Genomic DNA, 14,058 nt, shown 5'->3' on the forward strand with positions numbered 1-14,058 from the left:
CCTCCAGATCATTGAATCTGGAAACCCATGAATCACACTCCCCGACAGAATTGAATCCTGAATGTCGATTGAACCTAGAGCGTTTCCAGCAAAAGTGGACACCACTTTGCGGTTCGGAAACGCGACAAATCAAAGACTTAGAGCTCCTGTTCTGATTCAATCAGAACAGGAAATGCTCTAGACATGGAAAAACGGCACCGTCGGCGGGATGCCAGCGGGGCCGGAGCGGTAGCGAATGGGCGGAAGCCGGGCGGACCCGGCTTCCGCTTTGCTAGATCTTACTCGCCGACATAGGTGAGCGTGAACACATCGGTGACGCTGGCCTGCGAGAAGTTCGAGACCCAGGCGTCGCCGGTCGCCGGATCGATGCCGACGTTGAGCGCATTGCCCGTAGTGGGCAGGCGGTGCAGTTCCTCGAAGCTCTCGGCGTCATAGACCACGACCTCGCGGTCGCCCAGATTGGCCGAGTAGAGCAGGCCGCGCTCGCCATCGACGGCAACGGAATTGGTCGGACCGGTGGCGATGGTGTCGATCACTTCGCCATAGGAGGCGCTGTCCGTGTCGGCGTCGACGACGGTGATGGTGCCCTCGGGACTGGCATAGGAGGAGATATAGAGACGCTGCAGCTCGGGGCTGTAGGTCGGGCGCGCATTCTCCGGAACCGAGGCCGGGAGCAGGGTCACCGCATCGGCGTTGAGTTCGAGGTCGGCCGGAGCGCTGGTGTCGAGTGCGCCGGCGTCGATCACGTACAAATTCTCGCCCACGAGCGAGCCGACATAGACGAGGTTGCGCTCCTCATCGACGGCAAGGCCGATGGCGCCGCCTTCGGGGATGGCGACGCGGGCTTCGACGGTCCTGGTGGGCAGGTCGATGACTACGACGAAGCCGGGACGGGTCTTGTCGCCGCGCGCGTCGGCGAAATTGGTCACGAACGCCTTGTGGGTCTCGGTGTTGACCGCGACGCGACGCACGCCGTCAAAGACCGGCGAGCCGTCTTCGAGCTGCCAAATGCGGTCGGCATCGGTCGGATCGCCCTGGGCGGGGTTGAACACCACCACATGGCCGCCATAGCCGAGTTCGGCATCGCGGCCGCGCGCCGTCGTGGTGATGACCAGCGGGTCGCCGCCATTATAGTCGACGGCGATGCCATACGGCGAGAAATGGCTGCGCATGGACGAAAGCGATTCGGCGTCGACGCCGGTCCAGTCGAACGCATCGCCTTCCGTGCCATTGCCGTCGCTGCGCGACAGGCCGAGATAGGAATAGATGTCGCTGATCGCACGGGTCTCGGCGTCGAACTGTACCACCTTGCCGGTCGCGCGCTGGGTCACCGCCACATTGCCGTCGGCATCGCGCGCTTCGCTGCGCCAGCGCGTATCGGCGAAATAGACCTGACGGCCTTCCGAGTCGAAGGCGAGCTGGTAGCCATTGTTGACGCCGGTGGCGATCCTCTCGACGGTATAGGCCCAGCCCGATTCCGCCACTTCCTGGGCGAAAGCCGCCGGCGCGAGCAATCCCGCGCCCGCGATGACCAGGGCGGCCGTGCGCAGACGGCGTGCCGTGGATGAAGCAATCAAAGTCATCTGAAGTCTCTCTCGTGTTGCGGGCGCTCCTCGCGAGCCCCCCATTGCCTGCTGGTTGCGAAGCGCCGCGCGAAGACGCTCGCGACGCATGAAGCATCCGGGTCCGCGAACGGACGGAGAATGGCGCGGAACAGCGGATGCGGGCGAATTTATGACTCTTGAAGTCATGTTATGCAAGTCTATTATGACAAGAAAAGTCATAATATGGCTTTCCCTGGATTGGCGATGATGGCAAAGTCCCCGCCATCGCCCCAGAACGCCCGTCCATACCTGCCTGACGTGAAGCCAGATTGCCCATGAGTGCCGAGCCGCAGACGATCGCCAGAGCCGGGAAACCATCGCCGGAGACCTATGACCCGGTGGCCAAGGCGCTGCACTGGCTGATGGCGCTGGCCATCCTGTCGCTGATCGGGTTCGGGCTCTACATGACCAGCCAGCCCCCGTCGCTGCGCACCTATCGGCTGTTCGATTTCCACAAGGCGGCGGGCCTTTCGCTCATGGTCTTGGCCATTCTCAGGCTTGGCTGGCGCATCTATCGGCCGGCGCCGCCCGTGCTGACCCAGGGCACCAGGCCTTGGGAGATATGGATGGCGCATGGAACCCATATCGCACTCTACACCCTGATGATCGCCATCCCGATCGTGGGATGGATCGGCGCCTCGGCATCCGGCCTGCCCATGAGCTTTTTCGGGGTCTCGCCCATCCCGGCCCTGATCGGCCCCAGCGAGCAGGTGCAGGACGCGGCGCTGGCGCTGCATGGCTGGCTCAACAAGCTGTTCATGGCCGCTATCGCCCTGCATGTCGCCGGTGCGCTCAAGCGCCATTTCGTTCTGCGTGACGCCACCCTGCGTCGCATGCTGCCCTTCGGATCAACCAAACCCTGATGGATTACCCGCCATGACTGTTCGCATTTCCGCCCTTGGCTTCGTTTGCCGCCGCACTAGCCGGCGCGATGACCGAGATACAGGCCGCAAGCTGGACCATGATCCCCGAGGCCAGCACGCTGAGCTTTGCCGGCACCCAGACAGGAAGCGAATTCCGGGGCCAGTTCAGGCGCTTCGAGACCGGCATCGTCCTCGACCCGGCGGATCTCTCCTCGGCCACGATCGAGGTCCTTGTCGATATCGCCTCCTTCGCATCGGGCTCGCCCGACCGCGACAGCGATTCCCAGAACCGCAGCTGGTTCTATACGGCGAACTTCCCGCAGGCGGTGTTCACCTCCAGCGCAGTGGTGGAGGCGAGCGACGGGAGCTATGTGGCTTTGGGCACGCTGGAGATCAAAGGCGTCACCCGCGAGGTCGAACTTCCCTTCACTCTGGCCATCGACGGCGACAGCGCTGTCGCCGACGGCACGCTCTCGCTCAACCGCCTCGACTACGAGATCGGCAACATGGACGAGGACGTGGAAGAAGAACTGGTCGGCCATGGGGTCACAGTAAGCTTCCACGTCGAGGCGGTCCGGGCGGAGTGAGGGATCGCCTTGCTGTAACCCACCTCCTCAGAACAGAGCCGGGATGAGGAAAATCGCGATGAGGGAGCAGATGAGGACCAGGGGCCAGCCCAGCCGGGCGTAGTCGCCGAAGCGGTAGCCGGCGATGCCCATGACGAGCGTATTGTTATGGTGGCCGAAGGGGGTGAGAAAGTCGAGCGAGGCGCCGACGATCACCGCGACGAGGGCCGGGGTTGCGGGCAGGCCGTATTGGCCGGATAGCGCCACGGCGATGGGCGCGAGCACGAGGACGGTGGTGGGGTTGTTGACGAAGGGCGTCAGCAGCACCGAAAAAGCCAGCATGATTGCCGTGAGGCCGACGGTGTTCATCTCGGGTATGAAGCCGGTCATGGTCGTGGCCAGGGCCTCGGCTGCTCTTGTGCCGGCAACCGCCTGGCCGAGCGGGATCATCGCGCCGAGCATGATCAGGATGGACCAGTTGAGGCCCTCGAAACCTTGCCGCAGCGACAGATGACCGGTAAGGGCCAGGACCACCACGACCAGTCCGAACGCGACGGCCGGATCGATGCCGGCAAAGGCCGAGGCGGCAATGCCCATGCCGAACGCGATCAACGGGAAATAGGTGGGTTGCGCGGGATCGCGGCGCGCCGGGGCCAGTTGCAGCAGGCCGCTTTCGGCGCATTCCTGCGCAATCCTCGCCTTGTCGCCGCGCATGACGATGATGTCGCCGACCGAGAGCTTGACGTTGGCCAGGCGCCCCTCCACCCGGCGCGGGGTGATTCCGAGCTCAATGATCGAGACGCCGGCTTGCGCAAAAGCCACGAGGTCGTCAACGGCGGAGCCGATATAGATGCTTTCGGGCATCACCACCGCTTCCACCAGATCCAAAGGCTGCTCGTCGTGTCCAGAGAGTGCGGTGATCGCGGCGCGCTCCCCTTCGACGATCACGATGTCGCCGGCTTCGAGCGGCTTGTCGCGGCCGAACAGGAAGGCATCGCGCCGCACCACGTTGTGGATGGTGACGCCGAAGCGTACGGCGGCCGCTTCCCGCGTGCCGCCGACCAGAGGCGAGAAGGCGGTAAGCTCGATTTCAGTGAGGAAATTGCGCGAATCTGGCGTTGCGTCCGGCTCGGCGGGCGATCCCAGCGCCTGGCGTGGTAGCACAACCCAGAGATAGGCGAGGCCGGCCAGGGTCAGGGGCAGGCCCACCAGCGCGATCTCGAAAAAGCCGAAGCTGTCGCCAAGCGCGGATTCGATGGCCGCCGCGCCGAGCAGATTGGCCGGGGTGCCGATGACCGAGCACAATCCTCCCAGAAGCGTCGCGAAGGAGAGGGGCATCAGCATCCGTTCGGGGGCGATGCCGTAGCGCTCGGCGAGGCTGATCGCCAGGGGCAGCACCAGCGCGAGCGCGCCGATATTGTTCATCACCGATGACATGATTGCGGCGACGGCGCAGAGGCCGAGGATCACGCCGCGCTCGCTCGACAGCGCTCCGCCCAACCGTTCGGCGAGGGCGTCGAGGACGACCGAGCGCTTCAGCACGTCGACGATGAGCAGGATTTCGATGACCGTGATGACGCTGGGACTGGCAAATCCAGCAAACAGGTCGGCGGCTGGCACAAGGCCCAGGAGCCCTCCCAGGGCGAGGCCTGCCAGGGCCACGATCTCGAAGCGGCGCACCGTGGCGAAGCCGACCATCATGGCGGCGAGAAGGCCCAGAATGCCGATCTGATCGAAGCTCATGGGCACCTCGCCGCCTCAAGAGGCATGATGGAAAACCGATTTCTCCCCCGGCGGCAAGCCCGGATTACGCGACGGGCGGCGTCGACTTGGGTTCGGCTATGGCATCGGCAATGGTCCGGGTGTCGAGCAGAAGGCGGGTCTGGGCCGCGACATCGGCAAAGACCCGCCGCGTCTCGCAACTGGCCTCATCGATGCAATCGGCGCATTTGCGATAGGCGGTGACGCTAAGGCAGGGCAGGGGAGCCAGCGGCCCGTCGATGGCGCGCAGGACTTCGCCATAAGAAATCTGGTCTGCGGGTTTGAGCAATACATAGCCGCCGCCCTTGCCGCGCCGGCTGTCCAATATGCCCTGATGCTTGAGGCCGAGCAGAATCTGCTCGAGGAATTTCTTGGGGATACGCTGGCTGTGGGCGATCTCCGAGATGACCAGCGGCTTTCCCTGCGGCGCCCTTGCAAGGGCGACGAGGGCTCGAAGAGCATATTTGGCTTTTTGCGACAACATCGATCGTATCGGAGAGCCCGCTCGGGCTGGGGCAGGGGTCAATGGCAACGAATTTCGCCCGGCGGCGCCCGATACCCCATTTTCCCGGGCTGCGCAGGCCGAAATCCACAGCGGAAGATTTATACTAGACTAATCAGATAGGGTATAACAGGATTGAGTGATCGGCAAGTGAGGAGAACAGTCATGACCCTTGATGACAATGGCTTTGTGTCGGTGATCGTCATCGGCGGCGGCGCCAGCGGTGTGCTGCTGGCGGCCCATCTGCTGCGCGACCCGGCGGCGAATGTGCGGGTGACCATCGTCGAAAAATCCAATCGCCTCGGCCATGGCATGGCCTATTCCACTGACAATCCCGATCACATCCTCAACATCACCGCCGCTGGCATGAGCGCCTTCCCCGACGACCCGGAGCATTTTTTCCGCTGGCTCAGCGCGCTCGATCCCTCGGTCACGCGCGACAGCTTTCCGCCCCGGGCGCGCTATGGGCATTATCTCGGTCAGTTGCTCAAGGATCTCGACCAGCGCGCCGACCGTCAGCGGCTGCACCTCGTCAACGCGCATTGCGAAGCCGTCGAGGAAACCGCGCGGGGTGTGGAGGTGAGGCTCGACGATGGCAGTTCGATCATCGGCCATGCGGCGGTGCTCGCGCTCGGCCATGAGGAGCGGCAGGCGCGCGGCAACGGCCTTTCGGTTCGCGCCGGCAGCCTTGCCGATACCCCGCTCGATCCCTATGCCCGCGTCATGGTGCTGGGGTCGGGGCTGAGCATGGTCGATGCCTGGTTGACGCTGGCCGGCCGCCGTCATCAGGGGCCGATCATCGTCGTCTCGCGCCACGGCCTCCTGCCGCGCGCGCACAAGCCGGTCGTGCCCCTCGATATCGCCGCGGCCGATATTCCGTTCGGAACGGACATGACCGCCTTCGTGGACTGGTTCCGCCGCCTCGTGGAGGAGACGGTGGAAAAGGGCGGCGACTGGCGGTCGGTGGTCGACGGGCTACGCCCGTTCAGCCAGAAGATCTGGCAAAGCTGGCCGCGCTCGACGCGCGAGCGTTTCCTGCGCTATGTGCGCCCGATCTGGAACATCCATCGCCATCGCCTGCCACCCGCCCTGCATGAGCGGCTGACGGCGGCGGTCGCGTCGAGCCAGATCACGCTCATCGCCGGCGAGGTGATCGGGCTCGATGCCGCCAGTGAGGGAGAGGGGGTGGTCGCCCATGTTCGCCGCCGTGGCCTCGGCATTTCCGAGGAGCTGGAGGTGGCGCGGGTCTATGATTGTGGCGGGGTCGCCGTCAACATAGCGAAAAGCTCCAATCCGGTGATCCAGAACCTCGTCGCATCGGGCAAGGCGCGGCCCGATCCGCTGCGCATCGGCCTCGAGGTGACGCCGGGCTGCGCCGTGGTCGCGGCGGATGGGCGGCCCAGCCGGCGTCTGTTCGCGGTTGGGCCCCTGACGCGCGGACAATTCTTCGAAATCGAATCCGTGCCGGAAATCCGGGTGCAGGCCGCAATGCTAGCCGGTGCGCTGCGCCGGGACATCCCGCCTCTGGCCTGAGGGGCCGCGCGTTGTGCGCAAGCCGATTTCGCGGTAAGGAGCGGGCATCCACTGGAGCTTGCCGCAGATGATTTCGCAAAAGGCGCGTTACGCCTTCCGAGCCCTTATTGCCCTGTCGCGCCGGGGCGAGGACGAGCCCGTGGCGATCGGCGAATTGGCGCGCACCGAGGATATCCCGCAAAAATTTCTCGAGCAGATCCTGCTCGATCTCAAGCGCTCTGGCCTCGTTGCGAGCCGAAGGGGCAAGGTCGGCGGCTATATGCTGATCAAGGACCCGCGTGAAATATTCTTCGGAGAAGTGCTGCGCGTCATCGACGGGCCTATCGCGCCGCTCCCCTGCTTGAGCAAAATCGCCTATCGTCGGTGCGTTGATTGCAAAAACGAAGACAAATGCGAGGTGCGCAGGGTCTTCGCGCAGGTGGCCGTAGCCACCAGAATGGTGCTTGACAGCACCTCGCTCGCCGATGCGCGGGATGGAAATATCCAAGATATTACTGAGACTTACAAGATTTCTGCCTGAGTGACCCGCCAAGTCCCCAGCATGCGGAATCGCCCATTCCGTCTCTTCTTGACAATCTCGACCTTGCAGATAGGGTTTAGGGGTCGATCCAATCAGGAGGGATGACGACAATGACCTTCAAACGCACACTCGCGCTGACCGCCCTGGCCGGTTCGCTGCTGTTTATCGGCAGCGTGACCGCCCATGGGCAGCAGACGTTGATCAACGTGTCCTACGATCCCACCCGCGAGCTCTATCGCGAGTATAATGCGGCGTTCACGTCCCATTGGCAGGAGCAGGGGAATGGCGCCGTCACCATCCAGGTGACCCATGGCGGCTCGGGCTCGCAGGCCCGCACCGTCATCGATGGGCTCGATGCCGATGTGGTGACGCTGGCGCTGGAAGCCGACATCAACGCTATCGCGGAGCAATCGGGCAAGATCCGCGCGGACTGGCGCGGCACCCTTGAGAACAACAACGCCCCCTATACCTCCACCATCGTTTTCCTCGTCCGCAAGGGCAATCCCAAGAACCTCACTGATTGGGGGGACCTGGTGCAGGAGGGCGTCGAGGTGATCACGCCCAATCCCAAGACCTCGGGCGGCGCGCGCTGGAACCTCATCGCCGCCTGGGCGTGGGCCGATCGTGAGTTCGATGGCGACGAGGCGCAGATCCGCCAGTTCGTCGGCGATCTCTACCGCCATGTGCCGGTGCTCGACAGCGGCGCGCGCGGGTCGACCACCACCTTCGCGCAGCGCGGCATTGGCGACGTCCTGCTGGCCTGGGAAAATGAAGCCTTCCTCGCCATCGAGGAACTTGGCCCCGACGCCTTCGATATCGTGGTGCCCTCGATCTCGGTCCTCGCCGAGCCGCCGGTCGCCATCGTCGACGAGAATGTCGATGCCAAGGGTACGCGCGACCTTGCCACGGCCTATCTCGAATATCTTTATTCCGATGTCGGCCAGACCATCGCCGCCCGGCATTTCTACCGGCCTTCGAACCCCGAACTGGTGACCGACCAGAGCCTGCTGGAGCGCTTCCCGGCGGTCGATCTGGTCAGCATCGATGACTATGGCGGATGGGTCGAAGTGCAGCCGAGCTTTTTCGGCGACGGCGGCATATTCGACCAGATCTACCAGCCGGTACAGTAATCGATGAGCCTCGCTCCCTCGTCCCGGCGTGGGTGGCGATGGAAACAGCCGAGCGTCATTCCCGGTTTCGGGCTGACGCTCGGTTTCGCCATCGTCTATCTATGCCTCATCGTCCTCATCCCGCTGGCCGGCGTGGGCTGGCGTTCGGCGGCCCTCGGCTGGGAGGAATTCTGGCGCATCGGAACCGATGCCCGCGTCCTTGCCGCCCTGCGCACCAGTTTCTGGACCGCCGCCCTTGCCGCACTGGTCAATGCGGTGTTCGGGGTCATCGTCGCCTGGGTCCTGGTGCGCTACGAGTTTCCGGGGCGGAGGATCGTCGATGCGGTGGTCGATCTGCCCTTCGCGCTTCCCACCGCGGTGGCCGGCATCGCGCTGACCGCTCTCTACGCACCAACGGGCTGGATCGGGCAATTCTTCGCCCCCCTGGGCATCCGCATCGCCTATACGCCCATCGGCATCGTCATCGCCCTGATCTTCATCGGCCTGCCCTTCGTGGTGCGCACGGTGCAGCCGGTTCTCGAGGATTTCGACAGGGAGGTGGAGGAGGCCGCCGCTACCCTGGGGGCAAACCGGTTGCAGACCATCGTCTCGATCATCCTGCCGGCCTTGTTTCCGGCCATCCTGACCGGCTTCGCGCTCGCCTTCGGCCGGGCGGTGGGGGAATACGGCTCGGTGATCTTCATTGCTGGCAACATCCCCTATGTCTCGGAGATCGCACCGCTGCTGATCGTCATGCGGCTCGAGGAGTTCAACTATCCCGCCGCGACCGCCATCGGCGCGATCATGCTGATCCTCGCCTTCATCGTCCTGTTCGCCGTCAATCTCATCCAGACCTGGAGCAGAGGGAGGTACGGTCATGGCGCGTAATATCCGATTGCCCGATCCGACCACCGAGTCCGGAACCGTCAAATGGGTGACCATCGCCGTGGCGGGCCTGTTCATGGCCGTGGTGCTGTTCATCCCGCTGCTGGCCGTGTTCCTCGAAGCGTTCAGGCTCGGGGCGGGGGCCTTCCTCGCCGCGATCACCGAACCCGACGCGCTGGCCGCCATCCGGCTGACCCTTCTGGTGGCGGCGATCTCAGTGCCGCTCAATATGGTGTTCGGGGTCGCGGCAGCCTGGGCCATCGCCAAATATGAGTTCAAGGGCAAGGCCTTCCTCACCACATTGATCGACCTGCCGTTTTCGGTTTCCCCGGTCATTGCGGGGTTGGTCTATGTGCTTTTGTTCGGCTCCGGCAGCGTTCTGGGCCCGATCTTCAACTCGGCCGGGTTGCAGGTGCTTTTCGCGGTGCCCGGCGTGGTGCTGGCGACGCTGTTCGTCACCTTTCCTTTCGTGGCGCGCGAGCTCATTCCGCTGATGGAAGATCAGGGGACGGGGGACGAGGAGGCGGCCATCTCGCTCGGCGCCGGCGGCTGGCAGACCTTCTGGCGGGTGACCTTGCCCAATATCAAATGGGGCCTCCTTTACGGCGTGCTGCTGTGCAATGCCCGCGTCATGGGGGAATTCGGCGCCGTCTCGGTGGTGTCCGGCCGCCTACGCGGCGAAACCGTCACTATGCCGCTGCAGATCGAAATTTTATACAACGAGTACAATTTTTCCGCCGCCTTCGCCGTTGCCGCGCTGCTGGCGCTGCTCGCGCTGGTCACCTTGATCCTCAAGGCCCTGCTCGAGCGTGTCTATGGCCGCGACCATGCGGGCGGGGTTCGTCACTGAGGACCGAACATGGACGTTACAGTCAAGAATGTGCGCAAGGAGTTCGGGGATTTCCCCGCCCTGCACGATGTCTCGCTCGATATCCGTTCGGGCGAGCTGATCGCCCTGCTCGGGCCTTCGGGCTCGGGCAAGACCACGCTGTTGCGCCTGATCGCCGGGCTCGATTTCCCCACCGAGGGGGCGATCTATTTCGGCGAGGACGACGCCTCGCTCAAAAGCGTGCAGGAGCGCAATATCGGCTTCGTTTTCCAGCACTATGCCCTGTTCCGGCACATGACGGTGCTCGATAATGTGGGCTTCGGCCTCAAGGTGCGGAAGGGCCGCAACCGTCCGGCCAAACCGGATATCGAGAAACGCGCCCGCGATCTTCTCGAATTCGTCCAGCTTCGCGGGTTGGAAAAACGCTATCCCAACCAGCTTTCGGGCGGGCAGCGGCAGCGGGTTGCGCTGGCGCGGGCGCTGGCCATCGAACCTAAGGTCCTGCTGCTCGACGAGCCCTTTGGTGCACTCGACGCGCAGGTGCGCAAGGAACTGCGCCGATGGCTGCGCGAGGTGCATGAATCCACCGGCCATACCACGGTTTTCGTCACCCATGATCAGGAGGAGGCGCTCGAACTCGCCGACCGGGTCGTGGTGATGAGCCAGGGCCGGATCGAGCAGGTCGGCAAGCCGGACGAAGTCTATGACCGGCCCAATTCGCCGACGGTGTTTTCCTTCATCGGGGAGTCGTCGAAACTCCCGGTTTCGATCAACCGGGGGCAAGTCTATTTCGCCGACCGCCCGCTGGGGCTCGACGCGCAGGGCAGCGCCGATGGCGAGGCTGAATTGTTCTTCCGCCCGCACGATATCGAGATCGTCGAGGATGCTGGGGTGGCGATTGTCGGCATCGTCGCCGCCAGCCGCCGCACCGCCGGCACGCGGCAGGTCGAACTGGAAGTGGGCGGGGCCAAGGAACGGGTGGAAATCGAAATCCCCGTCGATCATCCCGCCACGGCCCAGACGCGCATCGCGTTCAGGCCCAAACGCTGGAGCGTCTTCCCATCGCGCTAAAAGGCTTTCGGCAAAAGTGGACGCCGCTCTTGCGGTTCGCAAGCGCGACACGACAAGCGGGACCGGCGGCGATGTGCCGCCGGAACCCATTTTTCCTCAGTGCGGATAGCGCAGGATGGCGGCGAGTTCGTTGCCGCCGGGGATATCCTCGCGGCGCACGCCCAGGACGGTCGCACCGCTGGCAAAGGCCCGCGCGGTGATCTGGTCGACCACGCCATAGGCCTTGGCATCGTCGGTATCCACGAAGGTCACGGCCCCGGTCTCGTCATCAATGAAGCCGGCGGTCACGGAATCGATATCGACCAGCAGCGTCTGGACGGCGCCGAACGTTGCCGCGCGCGCCGCGTCGGAAATATCGGTCGTGGTGCGGCGCTCGCCGGTGCGTCGCTCGAACAGGGCCCTTATCTCCGCAATCTGTTCGGCATAGGCCGCGTCGAGCACCGGCCGCGCCCGTGCGACCAATTCGGCCGCCGTCAGGCGATCGGGGCTTTCGGAAATGGTTTCACCCAGGACGTTGTTATAGGAGCTGAACTGCTTGAACAGTTCCGCCAGCCGTCCGGTCGCGGCGAGGACCAGCGGTGTCTCGCGCCCCGCGAGGATCGGGCGCAGCGCCGCATCGACTTTGCGCACATACTGCTCGAGCCGCACGTTCTGGCCTTCCGAGCCGTGAATGCGGCCGCTGAATGTCCGGTCGTTGAGGGTGGATTTGCCGGCGGCCGAGGCGGCATCCTTGGGCATTGCCGGCACCTTGATCTCTTCGGCCGGAAGGTCGGCATTCATTTCCACGAGGCGCACGGCGTTTTCCGACAGGGCCAGGATGAAGGCCGAATGCGGGAAGGTGATGGCCCGGAACAGCGGTTTTAGATGGAAGCGGTCGGACACCTGCACCATGGAGGAGAGGTCGTTGGCGAGGCGATAGGTGCGGATGCTGTCAGGGGTGGCGAAGATGGCCAGGCTGTTGGCCTGGAAGCGCCAGAACTCGTCATCGTCCAGGAGGTCGTTGAGCCCATCCAGAAGCGCATCGAGCCGCCGCTTGTCGAAATCGATTTCCTCGAGCTGGGTCTGTGCCTCCCGGATGAGGTTCTTGAGCTCGATGCGGGAGGCGGGAACGTTCTCCGTTACCGGAGTCGTCTTCAAATAGATCGAGACAGCGCCATCGGAACGTTTGTCCGCCAGCCGGGAAAATTCGTTTCTGGTGGGAATGTCGAGATGAAGCATGAATGGTCCTTTCGTATTTTGGGGGCATCCTAGCCCGGAAGGACAGAAAAATCAGGACCGAAGCCCGATGAAATGCTTTGCTGCGGCTCGATACCGCATGCCGTCTTGTCAGGGCATGGTGAGAATTACGTTGGCGATACTGAAATAGATCAGTACGCCGGTCGCGTCGGCGATGGATGTTACCAGTGGGGTGCTGGCCGTCGCCGGATCCATGTTGAGCTTGCTGAGAAGGAAGGGCAGCAGCATGCCGATCAGGCTGCCCACGATGACGATGAGCACCATGGAGAGCGAGATGACCAGGGCGATCTCCGGTCCGCCGCGCACCACCCCGATGATGGCGATGGCGGCGGCCATGCTCAGCCCGAGCAGGATCGCCACCACCAGTTCGCGGCCGAGTACCCGGCCCCAGTCGGAAACGCCGATCTCGCCGGTCGCCAGCGCCCGCACCATCAGGGTGGCCGATTGCGAGCCGGCATTGCCGCCCGAGGCGATCAGGATCGGCAGGAAGAACATCAGCGCCAGATGCGCGGCGATGGTGTCCTCGAAATAGGCGATGCCGGCGCCCGAGAAGATATTGCCGAAGACGAGCACCATGAGCCAGGCGATCCGTGCCCGGTAGAGCATGGGGATCGACGCCGTCCCGACGCCCGCCTCGAGCCTGGTGACCGTGCCGACGCGGTGAAAGTCCTCCGTGGCTTCGGCTTCCATCACGTCGAGGGCGTCGTCATGGGTGATGATGCCCACGAGGCGGCCATCCGTGTCCACCACCGGCAGGGCGATCACGTCGTAATGGGCGATTTTGCGCGCCGCGGCTTCCACATCGTCATCGACGCGGATCGCATGGGTGTTGATCTCCATAATGTCGGCGACCCGCGCCTGCGCCGGCGCGGTGATGAGGTCCTGCAGCCGGACCGAGCCCAGCAGCCGGCGTTCCGCGTCGATGACATAGGTGCGGTAGATGGTTTCCTTGTCGGGGGCTTCGCGCCGCAGCATGGTCAGCGCCTTGGTGGCGCTCAGATCGGGTGGGAGAGCGGCATAGTCCGATGTCATGATCGCGCCCGCCGTGCCTTCGTCATAGGAGGCGAGACGGCGGATATCCTCGCGTTCGGCCTGGGCGAGGGCGGGCATCAGGGCCTTGCGCTGCTGGTCCGACAATTCCTTGTAGAGGTCGGCCCGGTCGTCGGCATTCATCTCCATGACGATGGCGGCGAGGTCGGTCCGCGGCATCACCGTGGCGAGCAGCATCTGGAACTCATGGTCGAGATAGCCGAAGATATCGGCCTGCCGCGCCACTGGAGCGTGCGCGAGCGTCGTCCAGGCGGCGGGCGGGTCGAGGGTCTGCAGGGCGTCGGCCAGGTCGGCGGGGTGTTCCGCCGCCAGGGTCGCCGTTACGGCGTCGGTCGCGCCGGCGAGGAAGATGTCGCGAATATCGTTGGTTTTTGTTTGCATATGCGCCTCCTGCGTGCAGGGCACGGGAGGCGCGGCCGGCTGTTACCGCACGCCTCTTGGTGCCCCTGCACGGGGTTTCTGTCGTGAGGCGACCCCGCGGCAAGCCGGCGAGGTCGGGCAACCAGGGCCTTCGTCCATCATGGTTCTC

13 protein-coding genes are annotated in these 14,058 nt (G+C 64.2%); 8 read left to right on the top strand and 5 right to left on the bottom strand.

Going from position 1 to position 14,058, the window contains the following annotated elements; all coding sequences use genetic code 11:
• Positions 1–278: 278 nt before the first annotated feature.
• Entirely contained in the window at positions 279–1,583 is a 1,305-nt protein-coding gene (locus DVH29_RS10475; protein WP_147276059.1) for a YncE family protein, read from the bottom strand.
• A 296-nt stretch (positions 1,584–1,879) separates the two neighbouring features.
• On the opposite strand from DVH29_RS10475, the gene DVH29_RS10480 reads away from it, so the two are divergent.
• Both DVH29_RS10480 and DVH29_RS10485 read left to right on the top strand, forming a co-directional pair.
• On the top strand, positions 1,880–2,467 hold the full coding sequence (locus DVH29_RS10480; RefSeq protein WP_114646129.1) for a cytochrome b: 588 nt from the start codon (positions 1,880–1,882) through the stop codon (positions 2,465–2,467).
• Between the two features lie 68 nt (positions 2,468–2,535).
• Positions 2,536–3,054: a YceI family protein gene (locus tag DVH29_RS10485; RefSeq protein ID WP_114646130.1), complete on the top strand. Its 519-nt coding sequence runs from the start codon at positions 2,536–2,538 to the stop codon at positions 3,052–3,054.
• 27 nt (positions 3,055–3,081) lie between these two features.
• Here the strand turns inward: DVH29_RS10485 and DVH29_RS10490 are convergent, their stop codons facing one another.
• On the bottom strand, positions 3,082–4,776 hold the full coding sequence (locus DVH29_RS10490; protein ID WP_114646131.1) for an SLC13 family permease: 1,695 nt from the start codon (positions 4,774–4,776) through the stop codon (positions 3,082–3,084).
• 64 nt (positions 4,777–4,840) lie between these two features.
• The gene (locus DVH29_RS10495; protein WP_114646132.1) at positions 4,841–5,278 is read right to left on the bottom strand and encodes an RrF2 family transcriptional regulator; all 438 of its coding nucleotides are present in this window, start codon (positions 5,276–5,278) and stop codon (positions 4,841–4,843) included.
• A 183-nt stretch (positions 5,279–5,461) separates the two neighbouring features.
• Between DVH29_RS10495 and DVH29_RS10500 the strand changes: the two genes are divergently transcribed.
• From DVH29_RS10500 to DVH29_RS10525, 6 genes are all read left to right on the top strand, one after another.
• Positions 5,462–6,829: an FAD/NAD(P)-binding protein gene (locus DVH29_RS10500; protein ID WP_114646133.1), complete on the top strand. Its 1,368-nt coding sequence runs from the start codon at positions 5,462–5,464 to the stop codon at positions 6,827–6,829.
• A 67-nt stretch (positions 6,830–6,896) separates the two neighbouring features.
• A complete protein-coding gene (locus DVH29_RS10505; RefSeq protein ID WP_114646193.1) occupies positions 6,897–7,349 on the top strand; it encodes an RrF2 family transcriptional regulator in 453 nt (150 codons plus the stop codon).
• A gap of 101 nt (positions 7,350–7,450) precedes the next feature.
• The gene (locus tag DVH29_RS10510; protein ID WP_114646134.1) at positions 7,451–8,479 is read left to right on the top strand and encodes a sulfate ABC transporter substrate-binding protein; all 1,029 of its coding nucleotides are present in this window, start codon (positions 7,451–7,453) and stop codon (positions 8,477–8,479) included.
• 3 nt (positions 8,480–8,482) lie between these two features.
• The gene (gene cysT / locus DVH29_RS10515) at positions 8,483–9,346 is read left to right on the top strand and encodes a sulfate ABC transporter permease subunit CysT (RefSeq protein ID WP_114646135.1); all 864 of its coding nucleotides are present in this window, start codon (positions 8,483–8,485) and stop codon (positions 9,344–9,346) included.
• Positions 9,336–10,193 (top strand): sulfate ABC transporter permease subunit CysW, encoded by an 858-nt coding sequence (gene cysW, locus DVH29_RS10520; RefSeq protein ID WP_114646136.1) that lies wholly within the window; start codon positions 9,336–9,338, stop codon positions 10,191–10,193. The genes cysT and cysW overlap by 11 nt, the downstream gene beginning before the upstream one ends.
• 9 nt (positions 10,194–10,202) lie before the next feature.
• Positions 10,203–11,243, top strand: a complete 1,041-nt coding sequence (locus tag DVH29_RS10525) for a sulfate/molybdate ABC transporter ATP-binding protein (RefSeq protein WP_114646137.1) — start codon at positions 10,203–10,205, stop codon at positions 11,241–11,243.
• Between the two features lie 96 nt (positions 11,244–11,339).
• On the opposite strand, the gene DVH29_RS10530 is transcribed toward DVH29_RS10525, so the two are convergent.
• The gene (locus DVH29_RS10530; protein ID WP_114646138.1) at positions 11,340–12,461 is read right to left on the bottom strand and encodes a baeRF11 domain-containing protein; all 1,122 of its coding nucleotides are present in this window, start codon (positions 12,459–12,461) and stop codon (positions 11,340–11,342) included.
• 108 nt (positions 12,462–12,569) lie between these two features.
• Positions 12,570–13,910 (bottom strand): magnesium transporter, encoded by a 1,341-nt coding sequence (gene mgtE, locus DVH29_RS10535; RefSeq protein ID WP_114646139.1) that lies wholly within the window; start codon positions 13,908–13,910, stop codon positions 12,570–12,572.
• Between the last annotated feature and the right edge of the window lie 148 nt (positions 13,911–14,058).

It is taken from the genome of Pelagibacterium lacus, from assembly GCF_003345525.1.
Taxonomy (GTDB): domain Bacteria; phylum Pseudomonadota; class Alphaproteobacteria; order Rhizobiales; family Devosiaceae; genus Pelagibacterium; species Pelagibacterium lacus.